This is a genomic window from Nocardia amikacinitolerans NBRC 108937, assembly GCF_001612615.1.
In the GTDB taxonomy this organism is placed as follows: domain Bacteria; phylum Actinomycetota; class Actinomycetes; order Mycobacteriales; family Mycobacteriaceae; genus Nocardia; species Nocardia amikacinitolerans.
The window spans coordinates 33,649-53,405 of the sequence record NZ_BDAU01000083.1 but is presented as its reverse complement, the minus strand read 5'-3'; the positions used below and the strand labels follow the sequence as shown (position 1 = coordinate 53,405).

The window sequence follows — 19,757 nt, the reverse complement described above, 5'->3', positions numbered from 1 at the left end:
GCCGGTAACGCCGGCTTATCGGCGGCCAGGAAGCGCACACATGAGCGTCAAGAGAACTTGTCGAATCGTCAAGAAAACTTGTCGTTAACAATCTCGTACTTCAAGACCACCGACCTCGGCTACCTGTCCGGTGGCACTGATATCGGCGCTGTCCTGCGTGACGGCGGCGAGCGTGCCGTGCACGCGGTGTGGAAGGCTCACCACCACATCCGGTTCACGCGCGAAACGCTGACGAAGCTCGCTGCTCGCGAGATCGAGCCCAGTCCCGAGGTCGACTTCATGGCGCATTGGCGAGCCGAGAACGGCGGTCATCGTCATATGGTTCGGCCTGCCTACTGCGTCACGGCTGGGGTGCGGTGCCGGTCCCGGGACCGCTTACCAACTACGGCGGTACGCTCGAGGTGCGGGTCCGCGGAAAGGAGCACCGTGGCGATCGATGCGAAAGCCGTTGCCGCACTCCACGATCGGGTGCTGGGTCCCGAGCACAAGGGGCTGCCGCCTCAGGCGTGGGGGCGCACCGTCCACGAGTTCCTGGCGACCGAGCCGTCCCTGGACGAGTTCGAGACGCCGATGCTGACCCTGGACCGTGCCGCGATGACGGCCAACCTGGCGATCATGGGTGACTGTGCTCGCACGGCGGGCGTGCGCCTGGCTCCGCACGGCAAGACGACCATGGCGCCGCAGCTGTGGTCCGAGCAGCTGGCCGCCGGTTGCTGGGGCATCACGCTGGCCACCGTCTGGCAGGTGCAGCTGGCCCGCGCGTTCGGCGTGTCGCGGATCGTGCTGGCCAATGCCCTGCTAGATCCGGTCGGGTTGCGCTGGGTGGCAACGGAATTGGCCCGCGACGCCGACTTCGAGTTCTATTGCTGGGTGGACGACGTCGCCGCCGTCGCGCTGATGGACGAGGCCCTGGCGGACGCGCCCGGTGTCCGCATCGCGGTCGTCGTCGAGCTCGGTGGCCCACACGGACGCACGGGAGTCCGCCGAGTCGAGGACGCGCACGCGATCGCCGACGCGGTCCAGCGTTCGCGCCGCCTGACGCTGGCCGGTGTCGGCGGCTACGAGGCCGCGCTGGCCCACGACCGTGGCGCGGACGCCCTCGCCGCGGTCGACCGCTACCTGGACGAGCTCGCCCGGCTGCACCGCGTATTCGCCGACGGCGGGCGGTATCCGGGCCGCGCGATTGTCACCGCGGGCGGCAGCGCCTACCAGGACCTGGTCGTCGAGCATCTGGCCGGACTCGCGGACGAACATGGCGCGCAAGGCGTTCCGACCACGGTGGTGTTGCGTTCGGGCGCCTACCTGATCCACGACGACGGCTTCTACGCGGGCATCTCCCCGCTCGCGGCCGACCGCACGGACCGGCCGCTGCGCGCGGCGATGCACGGCTGGGCCCGCACCCTCTCCCGGCCGGAGCCGGAGCTCGCGCTGCTCGACGGCGGCAAGCGCGACCTGCCTTACGATCTGGGACTGCCTGTCCCGCAACTCGTTTCGGGATCGCCGGTGCCTCCGGGCGCGTCGGTCGGCGCGCTCAACGATCAGCACGCCTTCGTCCGCCTGCCCGGCGCCACGGCCACCGACCTGCCCGTCGGCTCGGTGGTGCGGCTCGGGCTCTCGCACCCGTGCACGGCCTTCGACAAATGGCGGCTGATCCCGGTCGTCGACGACGCGGACGCCGAACGCCCTCGCGTGGTCGACTTGGTACACACCTTCTTCTGAGTGCCTTGGGTCAAGAGAACAGGCCGCGACGTTGCGTGGGATAGGACTCAGCTGTGGGCTGATCATCTGACGCTCGGCCGTTGGAAGCGCTGCCGCCGAGTCCGGAACAGCGCCCGCGGTAGGCCGCAGCGTTTGCGCGGGATCGAAATCGGTTGTGGTCCTGAGCAACTGGTGACGGTACGAAAGCGAAGGCGGTTCCGGACCGGTCGACCCGCGGCGGGTGGATCAGACCGGAAGGTCACGCAGCGCTGCCGTGCATCGCGCCGCCTGGGCGCGCAGGGCGGCGACCAACTCGGGCGGGCCATCGAGCAACGTGAAGTCGAGGTCGACGGAGGTGATCATCCAGGTCAGCGCTTCCGGGGTGTCCGCGCCGATGTGCATGCGGCAGCTCTGCTCGTCCACGGCTTCGACGACACCCATGCCGGGCCAGACCTGGGGACCGGCGACCTCGGCCGAAGCGTGCAGCAGCACGGTCGCGCGGAAGGGCCAGGCGCGCGACGACAATCGCATCGAAAGATAGGCCGCCGCATCGCCTTCCGGTATCTCACGCGGTGTGAAGCGCGGGCCGGTGGGGACCCGCGGGGTCAGCCGATCCACCCGGAAGGTGCGCCAGTCGGCGCGCGCCACATCCCAGGCGACCAGATACCAGTGGCGACTGAAGTGCACGAGACCGTGCGGCTCCACGTCCCGCGTCGCCGTCGCCCCGTCGTGCGCCCGGTAGTCGAAGCGCAGGCGCTCCCGGCGCTGACAGGCGTCGGCGATCGCCATCAGGGTGTCCGGCTCCACCGTCGCCGCGGGCGCGCCGACTCGGACCGTGGCCGCGCGCAAGGTGCGCACGCGGTGGCGCAGCCGCGGCGGCAGCACCTGCTCCAGCTTGGTCAGCGCCCGCAGCGCGGCCTCCTCGATGCCCGCGACCGTGCCGTCGGACGCGCCGCGCAACCCGACCGCGACGGCGATGGCCTCCTCGTCGTCGAGTAGCAGCGGCGGCAGCGCGGCGCCCGCGCCCAGGCGGTAGCCCGCCGTGCCCCGGGTGGCGTGCACCGGATAGCCGAGTTCGCGCAGCCGGTCCACGTCACGGCGGATCGTCCGGCCGGTGACGGCGAGCCGCTCGGCGAGTTCCGCGCCGGTCCAGTCGCGATGCGTCTGGAGCAACGCGAGCAGTTTCAGCAGGCGCGCCGAGGTCTCCAACATGATCTCGAGAATGCCAGATCCTTAGGAACGGAACTGTCCTAAGCGGCTCCTACCGTCGTTCGCATGACGACCGAACAGGACATTCGCCCTTTCCGCATCGAGATCCCGCAGGCGCGGATCGACCGGCTGCACGCTCGCCTCGCCGACACCCTCTGGCCCGACGAGCTGCCCGGCGTCGGCTGGGACAAGGGCATGCCGGTCTCCTACCTGAAGCCGCTGGCCGAGTACTGGCGCACCGGCTACGACTGGCGCGCCGCGGAAGCGAAGCTCAACGAGCTGCCGCAGTTCGTCACCGAGATCGACGGGGAGCAAGTGCACTTCCTGCACGTCCGCTCACCCGAGCCGGACGCCCTGCCGCTGGTGCTCAGCCACGGCTGGCCCGCCACATTCGTCGAATTCCTCGATGTGCTCGGTCCGCTCAGCGATCCGCGTGCGCACGGCGGCGACCCGGCCGACGCATTCCACTTGGTCGTCCCGTCGCTGCCCGGTTTCGCCTTCTCCAGCGTCGGGCCGAAGGTGGGCGAAGGATCCACCGAGCACTACGCACAGGTGGTCGCGAAGCTGATGGCGCGCCTCGGCTACGACCGCTACGGCGCGCAGGGCGGTGACGCCGGGTACTTCGTCTCGACCGAACTGGGACGCATCGCGACCGACCACGTCGTCGGCATCCACGTCAACGGGCCGATCACGATCCCCTCGTGGGGTGCGGATTCGTGGGGCGGTGAAGATGGTGAGTCCTGGAGTGCGGACGGTGGCGACTCGTCGTGGGGCGGCGAAGCAGCCGAGGGCGGTGAGTCCTGGAAGGCCGAACCCCCGGGTACGGCGGGCGGCAGCTCGTGGGGTGGCGGGTCCTCCGGGTACAGCCCCGAGGACCAGGCGAAGCTCGAGAAGCTGACCGGCGAGGAGAGCTTCACCCGCTTCGGCTATGCCATGGTCCAGGCGGGCCGCCCGCAGACCTTGGCCATCGGCATGCACGATTCGCCCGCGGGCATGCTGTCCTGGATCGTGGACATGTTCCAGCGCTGGACCAACCCGGCCATCGAGCTGCCCGAGGACGCGGTCGACCGCGACGCCTTGCTCACCAACGTCAGCCTCTACTGGTTCACCGGCACCTTCGCCTCCTCGATCCGGCTCTACGGCGAGGGTGAGGCGTGGGGCGGCGGGGCGAAGAACTCCGGCGTCCCCACGGCCGCGGCGATCTTCCCTGGCGACCTGTCCATCCGCAAGATCGCCGAGGAGGAGCACAACCTCGTCCGCTGGACCGAATTCGACCGCGGCGGCCACTTCGCCGCCATGGAAGCCCCGGACCTGCTGACCGAGGACGTCCGCGCCTTCTTCCGCACCCTGCGCTGACCCGAACCCGCGTGCCCGCAGGCGTCCGAAGCCTGCGGGCACGCTCGTGTCAGCTCGGCTCGAGTCGGACGACGCCGCGTCGGTCGGCGCTTGGTGCCGCTGGGTGACTTGGCGCCGCGTCGGTTGTCGCTCCGTCGGATGCCGCTGCGGCACGTGGTGCCGCGGCGGATGGTGCTGGGTCGGTGCGGCGCTTGGTCGGGGCGGCGCTTGGTCGGCTGGTGCCGGGTCTGTCGGCGCTGCCTCGATCCGGCACCGTGTCGATGTCCCTGCGGCGGACCGCGCTGTGCTGTCTCCGTGGCCGTGCATGCGAGAAGTGTCCGCAGCTCTCTCTTCGAGAGTTGCGGGCACGCTGGCGTCAGGTCGGGCTGGCGTCGAACGGCGTCGGCTCACCTGGTCTCGCGTCGAACCGCGCTGCCTCGGGTGGCGCCGGGTCGGTCGGCTCTGGGCTGAGTGGGGCGGCCCCATATCTCCGCGCCATCGCCGCCGCGGTCCGTGCCAGTTGCGCCCGCAGCTCGGGCGGATCGAGGATCTCGGCGTACTCGCCGAGCGGCAGAATCCCGTGCGCCAGAACCGGATACGACTCCGCCGCCAAGGTGACCACCACCCAGCCCGCCGCGTCCGGTTCGCCCATCGAGGCCAGCGCCTCGGCGACCGCCGCCGGTTCGAAGCCGAGCCGCAGCAGACGCACGTGCTTCGCGTCGATCCGGCAGCGCGCCCGCACCCGAAGCATCGACCGCGCGAACTCGTGCTGCGCCGCCGCCCAGTGCGCGGCGAGCTCGAAATCGTCCGGTCGGTCGAAGAAATCACCGGTCGGCGCGGCGTCGAGAATCCGGCTCACCCGATAGGAGCGAATGTCGGCCTCGTGCCGCGCCACGAGATACCAGGTGCCCGCCTTGGAGACCAGCCCGAGCGGGTCGAGCAGCCGCCGCACTTCGCGGTCCTTGCGCCCGTAGCGGACGTCCAGTCTGCGGTCGTGCCAGAGGGCGTCGGCGATGACCGCCAGGGTCGGCGTCTCCTCGGGCCGGTGGAACCAACCGGGCGCGTCGATGTGCACCCGGTCGGCGATCCGGGTCGCCCGGCCGCGCAGTTCCGGCGGCAGCGCCGCGAGCACCTTGAGCTGAGCGGTGGCCAACACGGTGCCGAGTCCGAGATCGGCCGCGGCGTCGGGCAGACCGGACAGCAGCACCGCGTCGGCTTCCTCGGAGGTGAGGCCGGTCAGCCGGGTCCGGTAGCCGTCGACGAGCCGGACACCGCCGCCGCGGCCCGGCTCGCTGTAGACCGGGACGCCCGCCGCGGAGAGCGCCTCGACGTCGCGGTACACCGTGCGGACGGACACCTCCAGCTCGGCCGCCAGCTCGGGCGCGGAGATCCGCCCCCTGGTCTGCAGCAGCAACAGCAGCTGGACCAGTCGACTCGCTCGCATGTCCCCAAGATTATCGGGAAACCTTGACGTGGGCTGTCAGGTTTCGGGCGTAGCGTCTGCGCCATGACTTTCTGGACGGAGTTCACCGAAGAAGCGCCGAAGATCTCGACCGTCTTCCGCCGTCGCCACAAGGCGACCGGCAACCTGTGCATGCTGGCCACGCTCCGCGCCGACGGTTCGCCGCGGATCAGTCCGGTGGAGCCGAGGATCTTCGAGGGCATGCTGGTCATCGTCGGCATGCCGGGGACGACGAAGTTCAAGGACCTCGGCCGTGACCCACGGTTCTGCCTGCACACCGCGACCGTCGACACGATGGTCGGCGACGGCGACGCGAAACTGTTCGGCACCGTCACCGACCTGCCGGACCGCGAGCTGCACGCGCGGTTCGCGCAGGATCTGTTCGAGGAAAGCGGCTTCGATATCCGTGGCCAGGAGTTCGACCACTTCTACGTCGCCGACCTCACGGGCGCCTCGTGCGTGGAGGTCGCCGACGATCAGCTCGCCATCACGATCTGGAAGCCGGGCGAGGGCGAGCGCGTCGTACGCAAATAGCGCGACGACCCTGTCACCCGGGGGTGACAGGGTCGTCGGAAGGTCACTCAGCGAGCGACGCTACGCTCAGAGGTAGGCGCCGCAGACCGGCCAGGCGCCGGGGCCCTGCGTGGCGAGCACGTTCTCGGCGACGCGGATCTGCTCCTCGCGGCTCGCGTTCGACGGGTCGCCGGAGCCACCGTTGGCGGCCCAGGTGCTGTCCGTGAACTGCAGGCCACCGGAGAAGCCGTTACCGGTGTCGGTGGACCAGTTGCCGCCGCTCTCGCACTGGGCGACAGCGTCCCAGTTGTTGGCGGAAGCGGTGGCCGTGGCCAGACCGAACGGGACGGCAACGAGGGCGCCGAGGGTGGCAACGGTAGCGGCGGCACGGGTGCTGAACTTACGGGTCTGAGACATGTGGTATTCCTTGCTGCGCCCGCCGGCTCGACCAACGATCGGTCGAGTCCCTGTCCCCAGTGGATGTCGGGGGTTCTCGAACCGCGGGACAGGGTTGCCGGTGTTCGGCGGTTCGAGCTCGAGCCCGTCGCGTTCGATCGGGCCGTCACCGACGATAACGAATCAATCTCGGCAGATCACGTGGCAATAACGTCCGAGTTGTCAGAACGCTCGGTCGTACATCTCCGCATTCACCCAGTTGAGGCCCGTGAAATGGGTAATCGAGACGATGTGATTCCTAAACGAAAAAGTGGTTCGGATCACTGAATGAATGTGGTAACGGTCTCGTTCAGCGTAACGATTTGCGAGGTTTGGGGTCGTATCGGGCCGCGATCCTCGCGGGCTCGCCTGCTGCAAAAGGCCAGGTGAATGCCTATGTGACGCCGGACGCACCGTCTCTTCGGCATCGAGTTTTCCGGAAGGGAGCTGGGTCACAATTCGGCTCGAGCTCGCATCAGAAAATCACGATGGCCGTTGTTTCCGATCATCGTGACCGACGTGTAATAGGTGGGCGTAGTGTCCGTGATTCGGCCTGTTCGACGGGCCGGATGCGTTCGAATCGCCTGGAACAAAGGAGATTTCGCGGCCATCGGTGTGTCCGCGTCGGCGAATTTCGCTGCGGGACCGCCGATTTCGGCGGGGGCGGCGGCGCCGACGAGGGGTGACGATCGGAGCCGGCGCGGCGACGGACACTGGTCGTACGAACACCTCGGGCTCGTCCGGGCATCAGCTCGCGCGGCACGCGAGTCGATCGAATCGCCTCCGCGCGCAGGTCTGCTCATGGCGCTTCGGCGGATCGAGACCTCATGGCAACGAGTTCGCCTGAATATCGCGATAGCTGGGGATGCCCGCGGCGACCGGTCGTCCCGCGCGCACCGCGTCCGCGACGTCGACTGCCGCCGCCAGCGCCGCCCGGTACAGCAGCGAGCCGGTGCTGATCCGCCGCACGCCCAGCTCCGCGAGCTCGGCAACCGTTGGCCCGCCGACGGCATAGAGGACGTTGACCGGCAGCGACACGGACTCGACCACCAGACGGATCGCGTCCGGCTCGGTGAGCCCGGGGACGAAGAGCCCGTCGGCGCCCGCCCGCGCGTAGCGGTCCGCGCGCTCCAGGGTGGTTTCGGAGTCGATGCCGAGCCAGTGTGTGTCGACCCGCGCGTTGATGAACACCGTGGGTGTGCGCTCCTTGATCGCGGCGATCAGCGCGGCCTGATGCTCGGGGGCGGCCAGCTCGGTGTCCGCCCGTCCGTCCTCGATGTTGATGCCCGCGATGCCGAGCTCGTCCAGCTCGGCGACGAACTCCGCGACCTCGTCCGGTTCGTCGCTGAAGCCGCCCTCGATGTCGACGGTCACCGGGACGGCGAGCCGCGCGAGCCGCCGCGCCAGCGCCAGGGTCTCCGCGCGGGTGACGCCCGTTCCGTCGGGTACGCCAGCGGCGGCCGCGACGCCGAGACTGGTCGTGCCGATCGCCGGGAACCCTTCGGCGGCCAGGACGGCGGCCGAAGCGAAGTCCCAGGCGTTCGGCAGCACCAGCGGGACCGCGCGGTGGTGCAGTTCGTGGAATGCCGTCACCTTGTCCATAGCGCCGACGGTATCCCTCGAACGCCGGTCCGTCGTTCGAATCCTTCCCGGATGGATACTTCCGCCGCGCTGGGTAATCACAGTGCTGTGGGTGTCGTTCGTGCTGTCCAGCGCGGTGGCGAGGGTGTCGGTGCGCCCGCCGCCGAACCCGTCAACGGCGAGCTCGGCACCGCGAGTTCGAACGCTCGTCGCACCCCGTCCATGAATGGGATTGCATAATCGTGCATAATCATTTCATGGCTGATTCGGATGCGCCCCCGTTGCGGGTTGCTGTTGCCGGTGCGAGCGGGTACGCGGGCGGCGAGGTGCTACGCCTGCTGCTCGGCCATCCACGCTACCGAGCCGGGCGCCTCGAGGTCGGGGCGCTGACCGCGGGTTCGAACGCCGGAACCACCCTCGGCGAGCATCAGCCGCATCTGCTGCCGCTGGCCGACCGGGTGCTCGCCCCGACCACCGCCGAGGAGCTCGCGGGCCACGATGTGGTCTTCCTCGGCCTGCCGCACGGCCAGTCCGCCGCCATCGCGCAGGCGTTGCCCGAGTCCACCGTGATCATCGACTGCGGCGCGGACTACCGGCTGCGCGACGCCGCCGCGTGGGAGAAGTACTACCGCAGCGAGCACGCGGGCAGCTGGCCCTACGGTCTGCCCGAACTGCCCGGCGGGCGGGACGCGCTGCGCGGCGCGACCCGGATCGCGGTCCCCGGCTGCTACCCGACGGTCGCCAGCCTGGCCTTGGCGCCCGCCGTCGCCGCGGGCATCATCGAGCCGCAGGTGACGGTGGTCGCGGTGAGCGGCACCTCGGGCGCGGGCCGCAAACCCGACGTCGGCCTGCTCGGTTCGGAGGTGATGGGCTCCGCCCGCGCCTACAACATCGCGGGCGCGCACCGGCACACCCCCGAGATCGCGCAGAACCTGAAGGCCGCGGGCGGCGTCGACGTCGCGGTGTCGTTCACACCCGTCCTCGCCCCGATGCCGCGCGGCATTTTGGCCACCTGCACCGCGCCGACCGCGGTGGACGCCGCCCAGGCCCGCGCCGTCTACGAAAAGGCCTACGCCGACGAGCCTTTCGTGCACCTGCTGCCGGAAGGCGTGCTGCCCCAGACCGGTTCGGTGCTCGGCTCCAACGCCGTCACCCTGCAGGTCGCGGTGGACGCCGACGCCGGACTGCTCGTGGTGATCGGCGCGATCGACAACCTGACCAAGGGCACCGCGGGCGCCGCGGTCCAATCCATGAACCTGGCCGTCGGATTCGACGAGACCGAAGGACTTTCCACCGTAGGAGTGGCACCGTGACGACAACCGCTGAGAGCGTGAACGGCAAGCTGGTCCGCACCCAGGGCGTGACAGCGCCGCTCGGCTTCCGCGCCGCGGGCATCGCGGCGGGTATCAAGGCCAGCGGCAAACCCGATCTGGCGCTGGTGTTCAACGAGGGCCCGGAGTACGCCGCCGCCGGTGTGTTCACCCGCAACCAGGTCAAGGCAGCACCGGTGCTGTGGTCGCAGCAGGTGCTGAAGTCGGGCCGGTTGCGCGCCGTCATCCTGAACTCCGGCGGCGCCAACGCCTGCACCGGCCCCGGCGGCTTCCAGGACACCCACCAGACCGCCGAGAAGCTCGCCGAGGCGCTGAGCAACTGGGGCACGGAGACCGGCGCCGGTGAAATCGCGGTCTGCTCAACGGGTTTGATCGGCGACCGGCTGCCGATGGACAAGCTGCTTCCCGGGATCACCGAGATCGTGCACGAGATGGGCGGCGGCATGTCCGGCGGCGCGGACGCGGCCTACGCCATCATGACCACCGACACCGTCCCCAAGGAAGCCGCCTTCCACCACCGCGACAAGTGGAACGTGGGCGGCATGGCAAAGGGCGCCGGCATGCTCGCGCCCTCGCTGGCCACGATGCTCGTCGTGCTGACCACCGACGCCGCGGTGAGCGCCGAACAGCTCGACAAGGCGCTGCGCAACGCCACCAGGCTCACCTTCGACCGGCTCGACGTGGACGGTTCCTGCTCCACCAACGACACCGTGCTGCTGCTGGCCAACGGCGGCAGCGAGGTCACCCCGTCGCAGGACGAACTCGACGCCGCCGTGCTCGCGGTCTGTGACGACCTCGCCGCCCAACTGATGGCCGACGCCGAGGGCGTCACCAAGCGGGTGACGATCACCGTCACCGGCGCGGTCGACGAGGAGCAGGCGCTGATCGCGGCCCGCGCGGTGGCCCGCGACAGCCTGGTCAAGACCGCGCTGTTCGGCTCCGACCCGAACTGGGGCCGGGTGCTCGCCGCCGTCGGCATCGCGCCGATCACCCTGGATCCGAACCGGATCTCGGTGTCGTTCAACGGCAATCCGGTCTGCGTCGACAGTGTCGGCGCGCCGGGCGCCCGCCAGGTCGACCTGTCCGGCGCGGACATCGCCGTGCTGATCGAGTTGAACGTCGGCGACGGCACGGCCACGGTCCGCACCACCGACCTGTCGCACGGTTACGTCGAAGAGAATTCGGCCTACAGCTCATGACAAGTCCCGCGATCCACGAACTCTCGGCACTGGACAAGGCGCACGTCCTCGCCGACGCACTGCCCTGGCTGCAGAAGTTCCGCGACAAGATCGTCGTGGTGAAGTACGGCGGCAACGCCATGATCGACGACGAGCTCAAGCGGGCCTTCGCCGCCGACATGGCGTTCCTGCGCACCGTCGGCGTGCACCCGGTGGTGGTGCACGGCGGTGGTCCGCAGATCAGCGCGATGCTGAAAAGGCTTGGCCTGCAAGGTGAGTTCCGCGGCGGCTTCCGCGTCACCACGCCCGAGGTGATGGACGTGGTGCGGATGGTGCTTTTCGGTCAGGTCGGTCGCGAACTGGTCGGGTTGATCAACGCGCACGGGCCGTACGCGGTCGGCATCTCCGGTGAGGACGCCGGACTGTTCACCGCGACGCGCCGCACCGTCGACGTGGACGGCGAGGCGACCGACATCGGACTGGTCGGCGACGTCACCGAGGTCAACCCGGACGCGGTGCTCGACCTGATCGGCGCCGGACGCATCCCGGTGGTCTCCACCATCGCGCCGGACGCCGACGGCGTGGTGCACAACATCAACGCCGACACCGCCGCCGCCGCACTCGCCGAGGGCATCGGCGCGGAGAAACTGGTCGTGCTGACCGACGTGGAAGGCCTGTACACCGACTGGCCCGACCGCTCCTCGCTGACCAGCCGCATCGACGCCGTCGAGCTGGCCGCCTTGCTGCCGAGCCTCGATGCGGGCATGGTGCCCAAGATGGAAGCCTGCCTGCGCGCCGTACTCGGCGGCGTGCCGACCGCGCACGTCATCGACGGACGGGTCCCGCACTCGGTCCTGCTCGAGCTGTTCACCGGAGAAGGAATCGGAACGATGGTGACGCCCGCCCCGGCCGGGACCGGCGCGCCGAACGGAACGAAATCATGAGTACTGTCGACGAATTGCAGCAGCGGTGGTCCGCCGCGTTGATGAACAACTACGGCACGCCGAAGGTCGCGCTGGTGCGCGGTGCCGGCGCGGTGGTCTACGACGCGGACGGCAAGCGCTACGTCGATTTCCTCGGCGGTATCGCGGTCAACAGCCTCGGCCACGCGCACCCGGCGATCCTCGCCGCGGTCACCCAGCAGCTGGGCACCCTCGGTCACGTCTCGAACCTGTATGCCAGCGAGCCGGTCATCGAACTGGCCGAGCGGCTGCTCGCGCATTTCGGCGACGGCGAGGGCAAGGCGTTCTTCTGCAACTCCGGCACCGAGGCCAACGAGGCCGCGTTCAAGATCGCGCGGCTGACCGGCCGGACCAAGATCGTCGCCTGCGAGGAGGCGTTCCACGGCCGCACCATGGGCGCGCTCGCGCTCACCGGCCAGCCGTCCAAGCGGGCGCCGTTCGAGCCCATGCCGCCCGGCGTGGTGCACGTGCCCTACGGTGACGCGGCCGCGCTGGAGGCGGCGGTCGACGACGAGACCGCCGCGGTGTTCCTCGAACCCATGATGGGGGAGAGCGGCGTGGTGGTCCCGCCGATCGACTACCTGGTCAAGGCGCGCGAGATCACCGCGCGGCACGGCGCGCTGCTGGTGCTCGACGAGGTGCAGACCGGCATCGGCCGCACCGGAAAGTTCTACGCGCACCAGGCCGTCGGCATCGTGCCCGACGTGATCACCCTGGCCAAGGGCCTCGGCGGCGGTCTGCCGATCGGCGCGGTGCTGGCCAACGGCCGGGCGGCCGAGCTGCTCACGCCGGGCCTGCACGGCACCACCTTCGGCGGCAACCCGGTGTGCGCGGCGGCCGCGCTCGCGGTGCTGCGCACCATCGACGAGACCGATCTGCTCGCCCACGTCGAATCGGTCGGCAAGCGGCTCAGCGACGGCATCGAACTGCTCCAGCACCCGCTGGTCGATCACGTGCGAGGCGCCGGTCTGCTGCTGGGAATCGTTCTGACCCAAGATGTTTCGGCGCAGGTCGAAGCGCGGGCGCGGGAGGCGGGATACTTGGTGAACGCGCCGAAGCCGAATGTCATCCGGCTGGCGCCCCCGCTGGTGCTCACCGAGACCCAGTCCGACAATTTCGTCGCCGACCTGCCGCAGATCCTGGACGGCGCGGCGGCGGACGCCAAGGAGGTCCGGTAATGAGTGAGCTGCGGCACTTCCTGCGCGACGACGACGTCTCGCCCGCCGAACAGGCCGAAATCCTCACGCTGGCAGCGGCGTTGAAGAAGAACCCCTTCGCGCAGCGCCCGCTGGAGGGGCCGCGCGGGGTCGGGGTGATCTTCGAGAAGAACTCCACCCGTACCCGGTTCTCCTTCGAGATGGGCATCGCCCAGCTCGGCGGGCACGCGGTGGTGGTCGACGGCCGCGACACCCAGTTGGGGCGCGAGGAAACCCTCGCCGACACCGGCCGGGTGCTCTCGCGCTATGTCGACGCCATCGTCTGGCGCACCTTCGAGCAGGTCCGCCTTGACGAAATGGCGTCGGCGGCAACCGTTCCGGTGGTGAACGCGCTGTCCAACGAGTTCCACCCGTGCCAGGTGCTCGCCGACCTGCTCACCCTTCGCGAGCGCAAAGGCGACCTGACCGGGCGCAACCTCACCTATTTCGGCGACGGCGCGAACAACATGTCGCACTCGCTGCTGCTCGGCGGCGTCACGGCGGGGTTGAACGTGACCATCGCCGCCCCAACGGGATTCGAGCCGCTGCCGTGGATTCTCGAGGCCGCGCGCAAGCGGGCAGCCGAGACCGGCGCGACGATCACCGTCACCGGTGACCCGATCGCGGCCGCCGCGGGCGCCGACGCGCTGGTCACCGACACCTGGACCTCCATGGGCCAGGAGAACGACGGGCTCGACCGGGTCGGCCCGTTCCGCCCGTTCCGCCTCGACGCCGCGCTGCTCGCCAATGCCGAGCCCGATGCCGTTGTGCTGCATTGCCTTCCTGCCCATCGCGGGGAGGAGATCACCGACGAGGTGCTCGACGGACCACACAGCGTGGTCTGGGACGAGGCGGAGAACCGGCTACACGCGCAGAAGGCGCTGCTGGTGTGGTTGCTGGCCAGACGAAGCAGCGGTGCGTCGTGACCGGGCGACGCGCCGGCGCCGGGGAGGCGACGATGAGCGTACGCAGTCAGCGATGCCAGCGAGCCTCGCGCATGCCGGAGCCGAGCGCAGGCGAGGTGCGGGCATGAGCGTCGACGCGACGGTACCGGGCAAAGGTCCCGCGATCGCCCGCACTCGCGCAGGCCGCCAGTCGCGCATCATCGAGCTGCTCTCCGCGCATTCGGTGCGCAGCCAGACCGAACTGGCCGCGCTGCTGGCCGCCGAGGGCATCGAGACCACCCAGGCGACCCTGTCGCGTGACCTGGACGAGCTGGGCGCGGTGAAACTCCGCGCGGCCGACGGCGGTGCGGGCGTCTACGTCGTCCCCGAGGACGGCAGCCCCGTCCGCGGCGTGACCGGCGGCACGGGCCGCTTGTCCAAGCTGCTCGGTGATCTGCTCGTCTCCACCGACGCCAGCGGCAATATCGCCGTCCTACGCACACCCCCCGGCGCGGCGCACTTCCTGGCGAGCGCGCTGGACCGCGCGGCGCTGCCCTTCATCGTCGGCACCATCGCAGGCGACGACACCATCGCGGTCATCGCGCGCGAACCGTTGACCGGTGCGGAACTGGCCGCCGAAATCGAGCGCCTGGCCTGACGCGGCGCGCTGCGAGGTCGTTGTCGGTGTGCCCGAGTCCTGGCATATAAGAGAGACCTCCCTTAATGTAGGTATGTACCTACATTAAGGGAGGTGTCGATGACCACGATGAGTGCGCGTGAGTTCAATCGGGACGTCAGCGCGGCCAAGCGTGCCGCGGCGCACGGTCCGGTCGTGATCACCGATCGCGGCGAGGATGCCTTCGTGCTGCTCTCGATCGAGGAGTATCGGAGGTTGCGGGCGGACAGTCAGGACCTCGTGGCCCGGTTGAGCATGGAGGACGACGATATCGACTTCGATCCAGCCCCGCTGAATGTCGAGTGGAAGGTTCCGACGCTGTGACGTTCTTGCTGGACACGAACGTCATCAGCGAGTTGCGGAAATCGTCGCGGGTCGCGGATCAATCGGTTCGCGCCTGGGTCGCGGGGCGAAGGCCGTCGGAGCTGTATTTGAGCGTGATCACCGTCATGGAAATCGAGGTCGGCATCGGCCGGGTCGAACGACGTGACTCGACGCAGGGCAAGCAACTGCGAATGTGGTTGGAGGACAAGGTCCTCGACGCATTCGCGGGCCGGGTTCTCGACCTCGACCTATCGACCGCGCGCCGCGCCGCGCAGCTGCACGTGCCGAACCCTCGTCCCGAGCGAGACGCCATGATCGCCGCGACGGCGAGTGAACACGGTATGACAGTCGTGACGCGAAACGTGAAGGACTTCGCCCCGATGGGCGTTCCGGTGATCGACCCGTGGAATGCCTGACCAGGACGGTCCGTCTGCCGTCCAGCCACCACTACGGTTGTAGCTACCGGCGGTATCGGTGACGCCAATCAGCACGGGCGGGACGACCACGAAAGCCGGGTCCGTGGTCCAGTCTGGTTCGAACTGCGATGATGTCTGGTATGAGCGCTCCCGACGAGCAACAGGTACTGCGTGTGACGGCTGAGGAGTTCGCCGAAGGGGCGACTGCCGAACTCGGTGACATCGAGATCGTCGACGGGCGCGTGGTCCGGCTGATGGCTCAGAGCCCGGTGCACAGCCGCGTGGTCCGGCGGCTGGCCGGGATGCTGGAGGCCGCCCGGCGCGTCGGCGGGCCGTGCATGGTGGTGGACTCCGACGTCGCCGCGCGATTCGCCGACGCGGAATCCGCATCAGCGGATCGGCGGTTGAACGTCCGCTATCCCGACATCTGGATCCGGGACTGCGAACCCTACGACGTCAACACCGTGCGTGAGCACATCCTGCTGGTGGTCGAGGTTACCTCCGAATCGACCATTGATGCCGATATCAACGACAAGCGAATTCAATACGCGACCGCAGGCATTCCGCGGTACCTGATCGTCCGGCTGGACCAGAAGGAAGACCGCATCGAAGAGATCGAGGAATACCGTCTCGACTGGTCCGGCCGCCGCTACGCTGCCCACACGGTCCACCGACGGGTCTTGCTTCTCGACGACCCGGTCGAGGCGACAATTCCCTTCGACGTACTGGAACAACCGTAGCGGCGACCGGCTCGGGCACCGCGTGCCCGGCTGACTCACCCAGGGCCGGGATCCTCTCGGGTTCCGGTCCGACGCAGGTAGGGAAAGCGGTGGGTCAGTTGCTCGTTCACCCAGGTCAACCGTTGCGTGAGGGATGCGGCGCGGTCGGGGCGGGCGCGGTCGCGGACTCGCTCGAGCATTTCCCGCAGGTGCGTCAGGGCCATCGGTGAGCCGACAGCGGCCACGGCGATGTCGTCGAGGCCGGTGCGGACGAAGTCTTCCCAGTGCGGCAGCTGCACAACGAGGCGTTCGGCGCCGTCTCGGTCGGTCAGCGGCAGCGGCCCGAGCCGCGCCGCCGCCACCCAGCCAAGCAGATCACCCAGCTCGTCCATCGCCTGCACCGCGGTCGCGGGGTCGTGCACCGCGGGGGAGAGCGCGCGCAGCGCGATGTCGGCGAGCAGCCGGAACGCCAGCAGCGGGTCTTGGTCGAAAGTCCGCTCGTTGCCGACGATCAGCGCCTCCAGGACGGCGGTATCCGGCAGTTCGGCTCCGTACACGTCTGCGACCGCACTGCCGTGATGCAAGGTGGCGCCGGGCGCCGACCGCAGGACGACGACGGCGTTCGCGGAGCGCGCGGTCTCGAGCAGACGTTCCATCCGCACGGATTGCAGCGTCGCGGGCGGATGGGGCCACGTCACCGTCGCGCGCGGCGCGGCGGTGACCGCTGCTGGCCCGGTGTCCTGCGGGTAGGCGACCGCCAATATCGCCCGCCCGCGCGCGGCGATCGCGCTGAGCGCGGGGGCCAACTGGATGGCGGAGAAGGCCCTCATGTGCAGGTTTCGCAACAGCGCGAGCAGACCGAGCGTCAGGACGACCGCGATGATCGGCACCGCCATCGAGACCTTGCTGTCGGTGCCGATCACCAGGGCGGCGGTGAAGCAGAACAAGGCGACCCCGCCGGCGTAGCCGGATGTCCGCCAGACGATCGGGGCGTCACGGAACAGGGTCAGCCTCGGCGTGAAAGTCGTTGCCACCCACTGCACCACAAGAAACAGCAGCGAGAAGATCACCGCGACAACGCCGAGCACACCCAGACCGACCGAGAACAGCATGTTGATCACCGCGTGCGCCGGTACCTGCGGTCCGCGGCCGATGCCCGGCACCGCCAGGCCCAGGCCCACCCCCGTGGCGACGAACACCAGCTGGGCGAGCCCGGCGCGCAGGCGGCGCCGGGTCGGGATGACCCGGGCGGGCACGGTCCGCTACTCGCGCGACAGCATGGCGGCGGCTTCGCGTTCGAGGTCGACGTACGGTTCGCCGCTCACATCGACGGCCACCCGGTGCAGCGTGCCGCCGGTGAACGCCCAGGGGAAGGTCCCGGGATAGTCGTCGCTGACGGCTTCCGCGTTGTCGCGGCCCGCGTTGAGACCCTCACCCGCGATGCTGAACTTGCCGGGCTGGGTCCTGATCCGTCCCGCGCCGACCTTGCGGTCGCCGTAGTAGAGGCTCAGGGTGCCCCGCGCGGTGCCGGGCGGGTCCTCGGTCTCCTTGTCGAAGGAGGCGGCGAGGATCAGGTTCGCACCGGTCGGCAGGTCCTCGGTCGCGCTGATCCGCTGCTCTTCGCTGCCGAGGAAGTTGTAGACGTAGTGCAGCCGATTGTCCTTGATGTACAAGGCATGTCCGCCGAACCGGCCACCGTGGGAGAACAGCACGCCCTCGGCGCCAGGGCCCGGCAGATCGACGAGCGCCCCGATCGAGTAGGAGCGGTTGCGAATGTTGACCGCGACCGCCTCGGGTACCTCGGCGCCGCCCGGGCGGTAGACGTAGCGGTTGCGCGGCGGCGCGAGCTGGGGGCGCTGGGTGGTGAGAATCTCGACGCCCGAGCGGTCGTCGAGCGGGAACGCCTGGTTGGCGCCCGCCTCGTAGAACCACAGGCCGATGAGTTCGGCGAGCTTGCCGGGTTCCTCGGCGGCGAGGTCGTGCAACTCCGCGCGGTCCTGGTCGGTGTGGTAAAGCTCCCAGGTGTCGTCGGGGAAATGGCTCCATCCGCTGAGGGTCGGATGGGTGGTGACCGCCTTCCAGCCGTCGTGCCAGATGCCTCGGCCACCGAGCATCGAATAGAACTGAGTGTGTTTGGCGGTCGGGATGTTGGCGGCGTCGAAGCTGTACCGCATGCTCACGCCCTGAATCGGCGTCTGGGCGTGGCCCTTCACCGTGTCCGGAAGCTCCATGCCGAGGCAATCCAGCAAGGTGGGCACCAGGTCGACGGCGTGGTGGTACTGGTCGCGAGTCTCGCCATGCGCTTTGATCCCGGCGGGCCAGGAGATCACGCACGGGTCGCAGGTGCCGCCGTTGAACGAGTACCGCTTCCACATCTTGAACGGGGTGTTGAAGGCCATCGCCCACCCGTTGGGGTAGTGGTTGTAGGTCTTGGGACCGCCGAGCTCGTCGAGCTTGGACAGGTTCTCGGCGAGGTCGTCCGGGACACTGTTGGCGATCTTGTTCTCGTTGACCGAGCCGTCCGGACCGCCCTCACCGCTGGCTCCGTTGTCGGAAACCACGACAATGATCGTGTTGTCCAGCTGCTCGATCTTCTCCAGGTAGTCGAGCAGGCGGCCGATCTGGTCGTCGCAGTGCGAGAGGAAGCCCGCGTACACCTCGGCCATCCGGGCGAACAGGCGTTTCTCGTCCTCGGAGAGGCTGTCCCACGGGCGGGTGTAGTCCAGCGGCGGGAACGGCTGACCGTCGGGACCGCTGCGGGTCTCGGGGGTACCGATCGGGTTGAGCGGCGGCAGTTCGGTGTTCTGCGGGACGAGCCCCATCTCCTTCTGCCTTGCCAGGATCTGCTCCCGCATCACCTCGTACCCCGCGTCGAATCGGCCGCGGTAGCGTTCGATCCACTCGCGCGGCACCTGGTGCGGAGCGTGCGCGCAGCCCGGCGCGTAGTACAGGAAGACCGGACGCTCGGGGGCGATCGCCTTGACGTCATCGATGTACTGGATCGCCCGGTCGGTGATGTCGACGCTGAGGTGGTAGCCCTGCTCGGGTGTGGCGGGCTGCTCGGTGGGATGGTTGTCGTGCACCAGGTCCGGATACCACTGGTTGGTCTCCGCGCCGAGGAAGCCGTAGAAGCGCTCGAAGCCGCGGCCGACCGGCCAATTGCGTTTGGTGGACGCCAAATTCATCTCGTCCTCGGCGCACAGATGCCACTTGCCGACCATCGCCGTGCTGAATCCCCGCTCGACCAGGATCTCGGCGAGCGTGGCGCATTCCGGCGGGATGTGTCCGTTGGCGCCGGGGAAGCCGACCGCGCACTCGCTGATGCACGCCATGCCGTTGGTGGTGTGGTTGCGGCCGGTGAGCAGGCAGGAGCGGGTCGGCGAGCACAGCGCGGTGGTGTGCCACTGGGTGTAGCGCAGCCCGTTCGCGGCGATCCGGTCGATGTTCGGGGTCTCGATAGGGCCGCCGTAACAGCCCATCGCGCCGAAACCCACGTCGTCGAGCACGATGTACAGCACATTCGGCGAGCCGGGCGGTGCCTTCGGCTGCTCGTAGGGGCCCCAGTCGGGAATCGAGTCGCGGATGTCAAGGTTGACCACACCGCGGAATGGAACTGCCATGGTCTTCTCCTCATGGGTAGACCCCCGGCCCTCAACCTAGGAAGCCGTGAGGACGATCGCCTCACCCGTGGCGGGTGATACGCCTGCCGATGCGACGCTTCAGAAAACGGTCGCCCAGTCGTCCCGGATGCTGACCACCTGCCAGCCGTTCACGTCGGCCAGCGCGAGGGCTTGCTCGGCGCCCGCCACATCGTCGGGTTGGGCGCATCACCCGTTGC

19 protein-coding genes are annotated in these 19,757 nt (G+C 69.2%); 12 read left to right on the top strand and 7 right to left on the bottom strand.

All coding sequences use genetic code 11. From position 1 onward, the window contains the following. Positions 1-84: 84 nt before the first annotated feature. A complete protein-coding gene (locus tag NAM01S_RS35895) occupies positions 85-312 on the bottom strand; it encodes a hypothetical protein (RefSeq protein WP_169810941.1) in 228 nt (75 codons plus the stop codon). Positions 313-426: 114 nt separating this feature from the next. Between NAM01S_RS35895 and NAM01S_RS32830 the strand changes: the two genes are divergently transcribed. Next, a complete protein-coding gene (locus NAM01S_RS32830; protein WP_067793103.1) occupies positions 427-1,719 on the top strand; it encodes a type III PLP-dependent enzyme domain-containing protein in 1,293 nt (430 codons plus the stop codon). A gap of 225 nt (positions 1,720-1,944) precedes the next feature. On the opposite strand, the gene NAM01S_RS32825 is transcribed toward NAM01S_RS32830, so the two are convergent. Beyond that, complete coding sequence (locus NAM01S_RS32825; RefSeq protein ID WP_067793101.1) at positions 1,945-2,910, bottom strand: helix-turn-helix transcriptional regulator; 966 nt, start codon at positions 2,908-2,910, stop codon at positions 1,945-1,947. A 63-nt stretch (positions 2,911-2,973) separates the two neighbouring features. Between NAM01S_RS32825 and NAM01S_RS36910 the strand changes: the two genes are divergently transcribed. Continuing rightward, on the top strand, positions 2,974-4,263 hold the full coding sequence (locus NAM01S_RS36910) for an epoxide hydrolase family protein (RefSeq protein WP_067793094.1): 1,290 nt from the start codon (positions 2,974-2,976) through the stop codon (positions 4,261-4,263). Positions 4,264-4,618: 355 nt separating this feature from the next. On the opposite strand, the gene NAM01S_RS32815 is transcribed toward NAM01S_RS36910, so the two are convergent. After that, positions 4,619-5,686, bottom strand: a complete 1,068-nt coding sequence (locus NAM01S_RS32815) for a helix-turn-helix transcriptional regulator (protein ID WP_084483509.1) — start codon at positions 5,684-5,686, stop codon at positions 4,619-4,621. Positions 5,687-5,749: 63 nt separating this feature from the next. On the opposite strand from NAM01S_RS32815, the gene NAM01S_RS32810 reads away from it, so the two are divergent. Further along, positions 5,750-6,238: a pyridoxamine 5'-phosphate oxidase family protein gene (locus NAM01S_RS32810; protein ID WP_067793087.1), complete on the top strand. Its 489-nt coding sequence runs from the start codon at positions 5,750-5,752 to the stop codon at positions 6,236-6,238. Between the two features lie 66 nt (positions 6,239-6,304). On the opposite strand, the gene NAM01S_RS32805 is transcribed toward NAM01S_RS32810, so the two are convergent. Together NAM01S_RS32805 and NAM01S_RS32800 are read right to left on the bottom strand one after the other, a co-directional pair. After that, complete coding sequence (locus NAM01S_RS32805) at positions 6,305-6,634, bottom strand: transglycosylase family protein (RefSeq protein WP_067793086.1); 330 nt, start codon at positions 6,632-6,634, stop codon at positions 6,305-6,307. A gap of 843 nt (positions 6,635-7,477) precedes the next feature. Next, a complete protein-coding gene (locus NAM01S_RS32800; protein WP_067793082.1) occupies positions 7,478-8,254 on the bottom strand; it encodes an isocitrate lyase/PEP mutase family protein in 777 nt (258 codons plus the stop codon). Positions 8,255-8,490: 236 nt separating this feature from the next. Here NAM01S_RS32800 and argC point away from each other — a divergent pair, with 236 nt between their 5' ends. The 9 genes from argC to NAM01S_RS32755 all read left to right on the top strand — a co-directional run bounded on the left by argC (position 8,491) and on the right by NAM01S_RS32755 (position 15,940). Next, positions 8,491-9,546, top strand: coding sequence for an N-acetyl-gamma-glutamyl-phosphate reductase (gene argC / locus NAM01S_RS32795; protein WP_067793080.1), 1,056 nt, complete (start codon positions 8,491-8,493; stop codon positions 9,544-9,546). Next, positions 9,543-10,763, top strand: coding sequence for a bifunctional glutamate N-acetyltransferase/amino-acid acetyltransferase ArgJ (gene argJ / locus NAM01S_RS32790; RefSeq protein ID WP_067793078.1), 1,221 nt, complete (start codon positions 9,543-9,545; stop codon positions 10,761-10,763). Before argC ends, argJ begins: the two co-directional genes overlap by 4 nt. Beyond that, on the top strand, positions 10,760-11,686 hold the full coding sequence (argB, locus tag NAM01S_RS32785) for an acetylglutamate kinase (protein ID WP_067793075.1): 927 nt from the start codon (positions 10,760-10,762) through the stop codon (positions 11,684-11,686). The genes argJ and argB overlap by 4 nt, the downstream gene beginning before the upstream one ends. Beyond that, entirely contained in the window at positions 11,683-12,882 is a 1,200-nt protein-coding gene (locus tag NAM01S_RS32780) for an acetylornithine transaminase (protein WP_067793072.1), read from the top strand. Before argB ends, NAM01S_RS32780 begins: the two co-directional genes overlap by 4 nt. Then, on the top strand, positions 12,882-13,826 hold the full coding sequence (gene argF, locus NAM01S_RS32775; RefSeq protein WP_067793067.1) for an ornithine carbamoyltransferase: 945 nt from the start codon (positions 12,882-12,884) through the stop codon (positions 13,824-13,826). Before NAM01S_RS32780 ends, argF begins: the two co-directional genes overlap by 1 nt. 103 nt (positions 13,827-13,929) lie before the next feature. Further along, the gene (locus NAM01S_RS32770; RefSeq protein ID WP_067793065.1) at positions 13,930-14,442 is read left to right on the top strand and encodes an arginine repressor; all 513 of its coding nucleotides are present in this window, start codon (positions 13,930-13,932) and stop codon (positions 14,440-14,442) included. A 99-nt stretch (positions 14,443-14,541) separates the two neighbouring features. After that, a complete protein-coding gene (locus tag NAM01S_RS32765) occupies positions 14,542-14,784 on the top strand; it encodes a type II toxin-antitoxin system Phd/YefM family antitoxin (RefSeq protein WP_067793063.1) in 243 nt (80 codons plus the stop codon). Further along, a complete protein-coding gene (locus NAM01S_RS32760; RefSeq protein WP_067793332.1) occupies positions 14,781-15,200 on the top strand; it encodes a type II toxin-antitoxin system VapC family toxin in 420 nt (139 codons plus the stop codon). The genes NAM01S_RS32765 and NAM01S_RS32760 overlap by 4 nt, the downstream gene beginning before the upstream one ends. A 140-nt stretch (positions 15,201-15,340) precedes the next feature. Then, positions 15,341-15,940 carry a Uma2 family endonuclease gene (locus tag NAM01S_RS32755; protein ID WP_067793061.1) on the top strand — a complete coding sequence of 200 codons (600 nt, stop codon included), beginning with the start codon at positions 15,341-15,343 and terminating at the stop codon, positions 15,938-15,940. 35 nt (positions 15,941-15,975) lie between these two features. Here the strand turns inward: NAM01S_RS32755 and NAM01S_RS32750 are convergent, their stop codons facing one another. Both NAM01S_RS32750 and NAM01S_RS32745 read right to left on the bottom strand, forming a co-directional pair. Further along, positions 15,976-17,175, bottom strand: a complete 1,200-nt coding sequence (locus NAM01S_RS32750; RefSeq protein WP_067793057.1) for a DUF2254 family protein — start codon at positions 17,173-17,175, stop codon at positions 15,976-15,978. Positions 17,176-17,181: 6 nt separating this feature from the next. Further along, a complete protein-coding gene (locus tag NAM01S_RS32745) occupies positions 17,182-19,539 on the bottom strand; it encodes an arylsulfatase (protein WP_067793052.1) in 2,358 nt (785 codons plus the stop codon). Positions 19,540-19,757 lie beyond the last annotated feature (218 nt).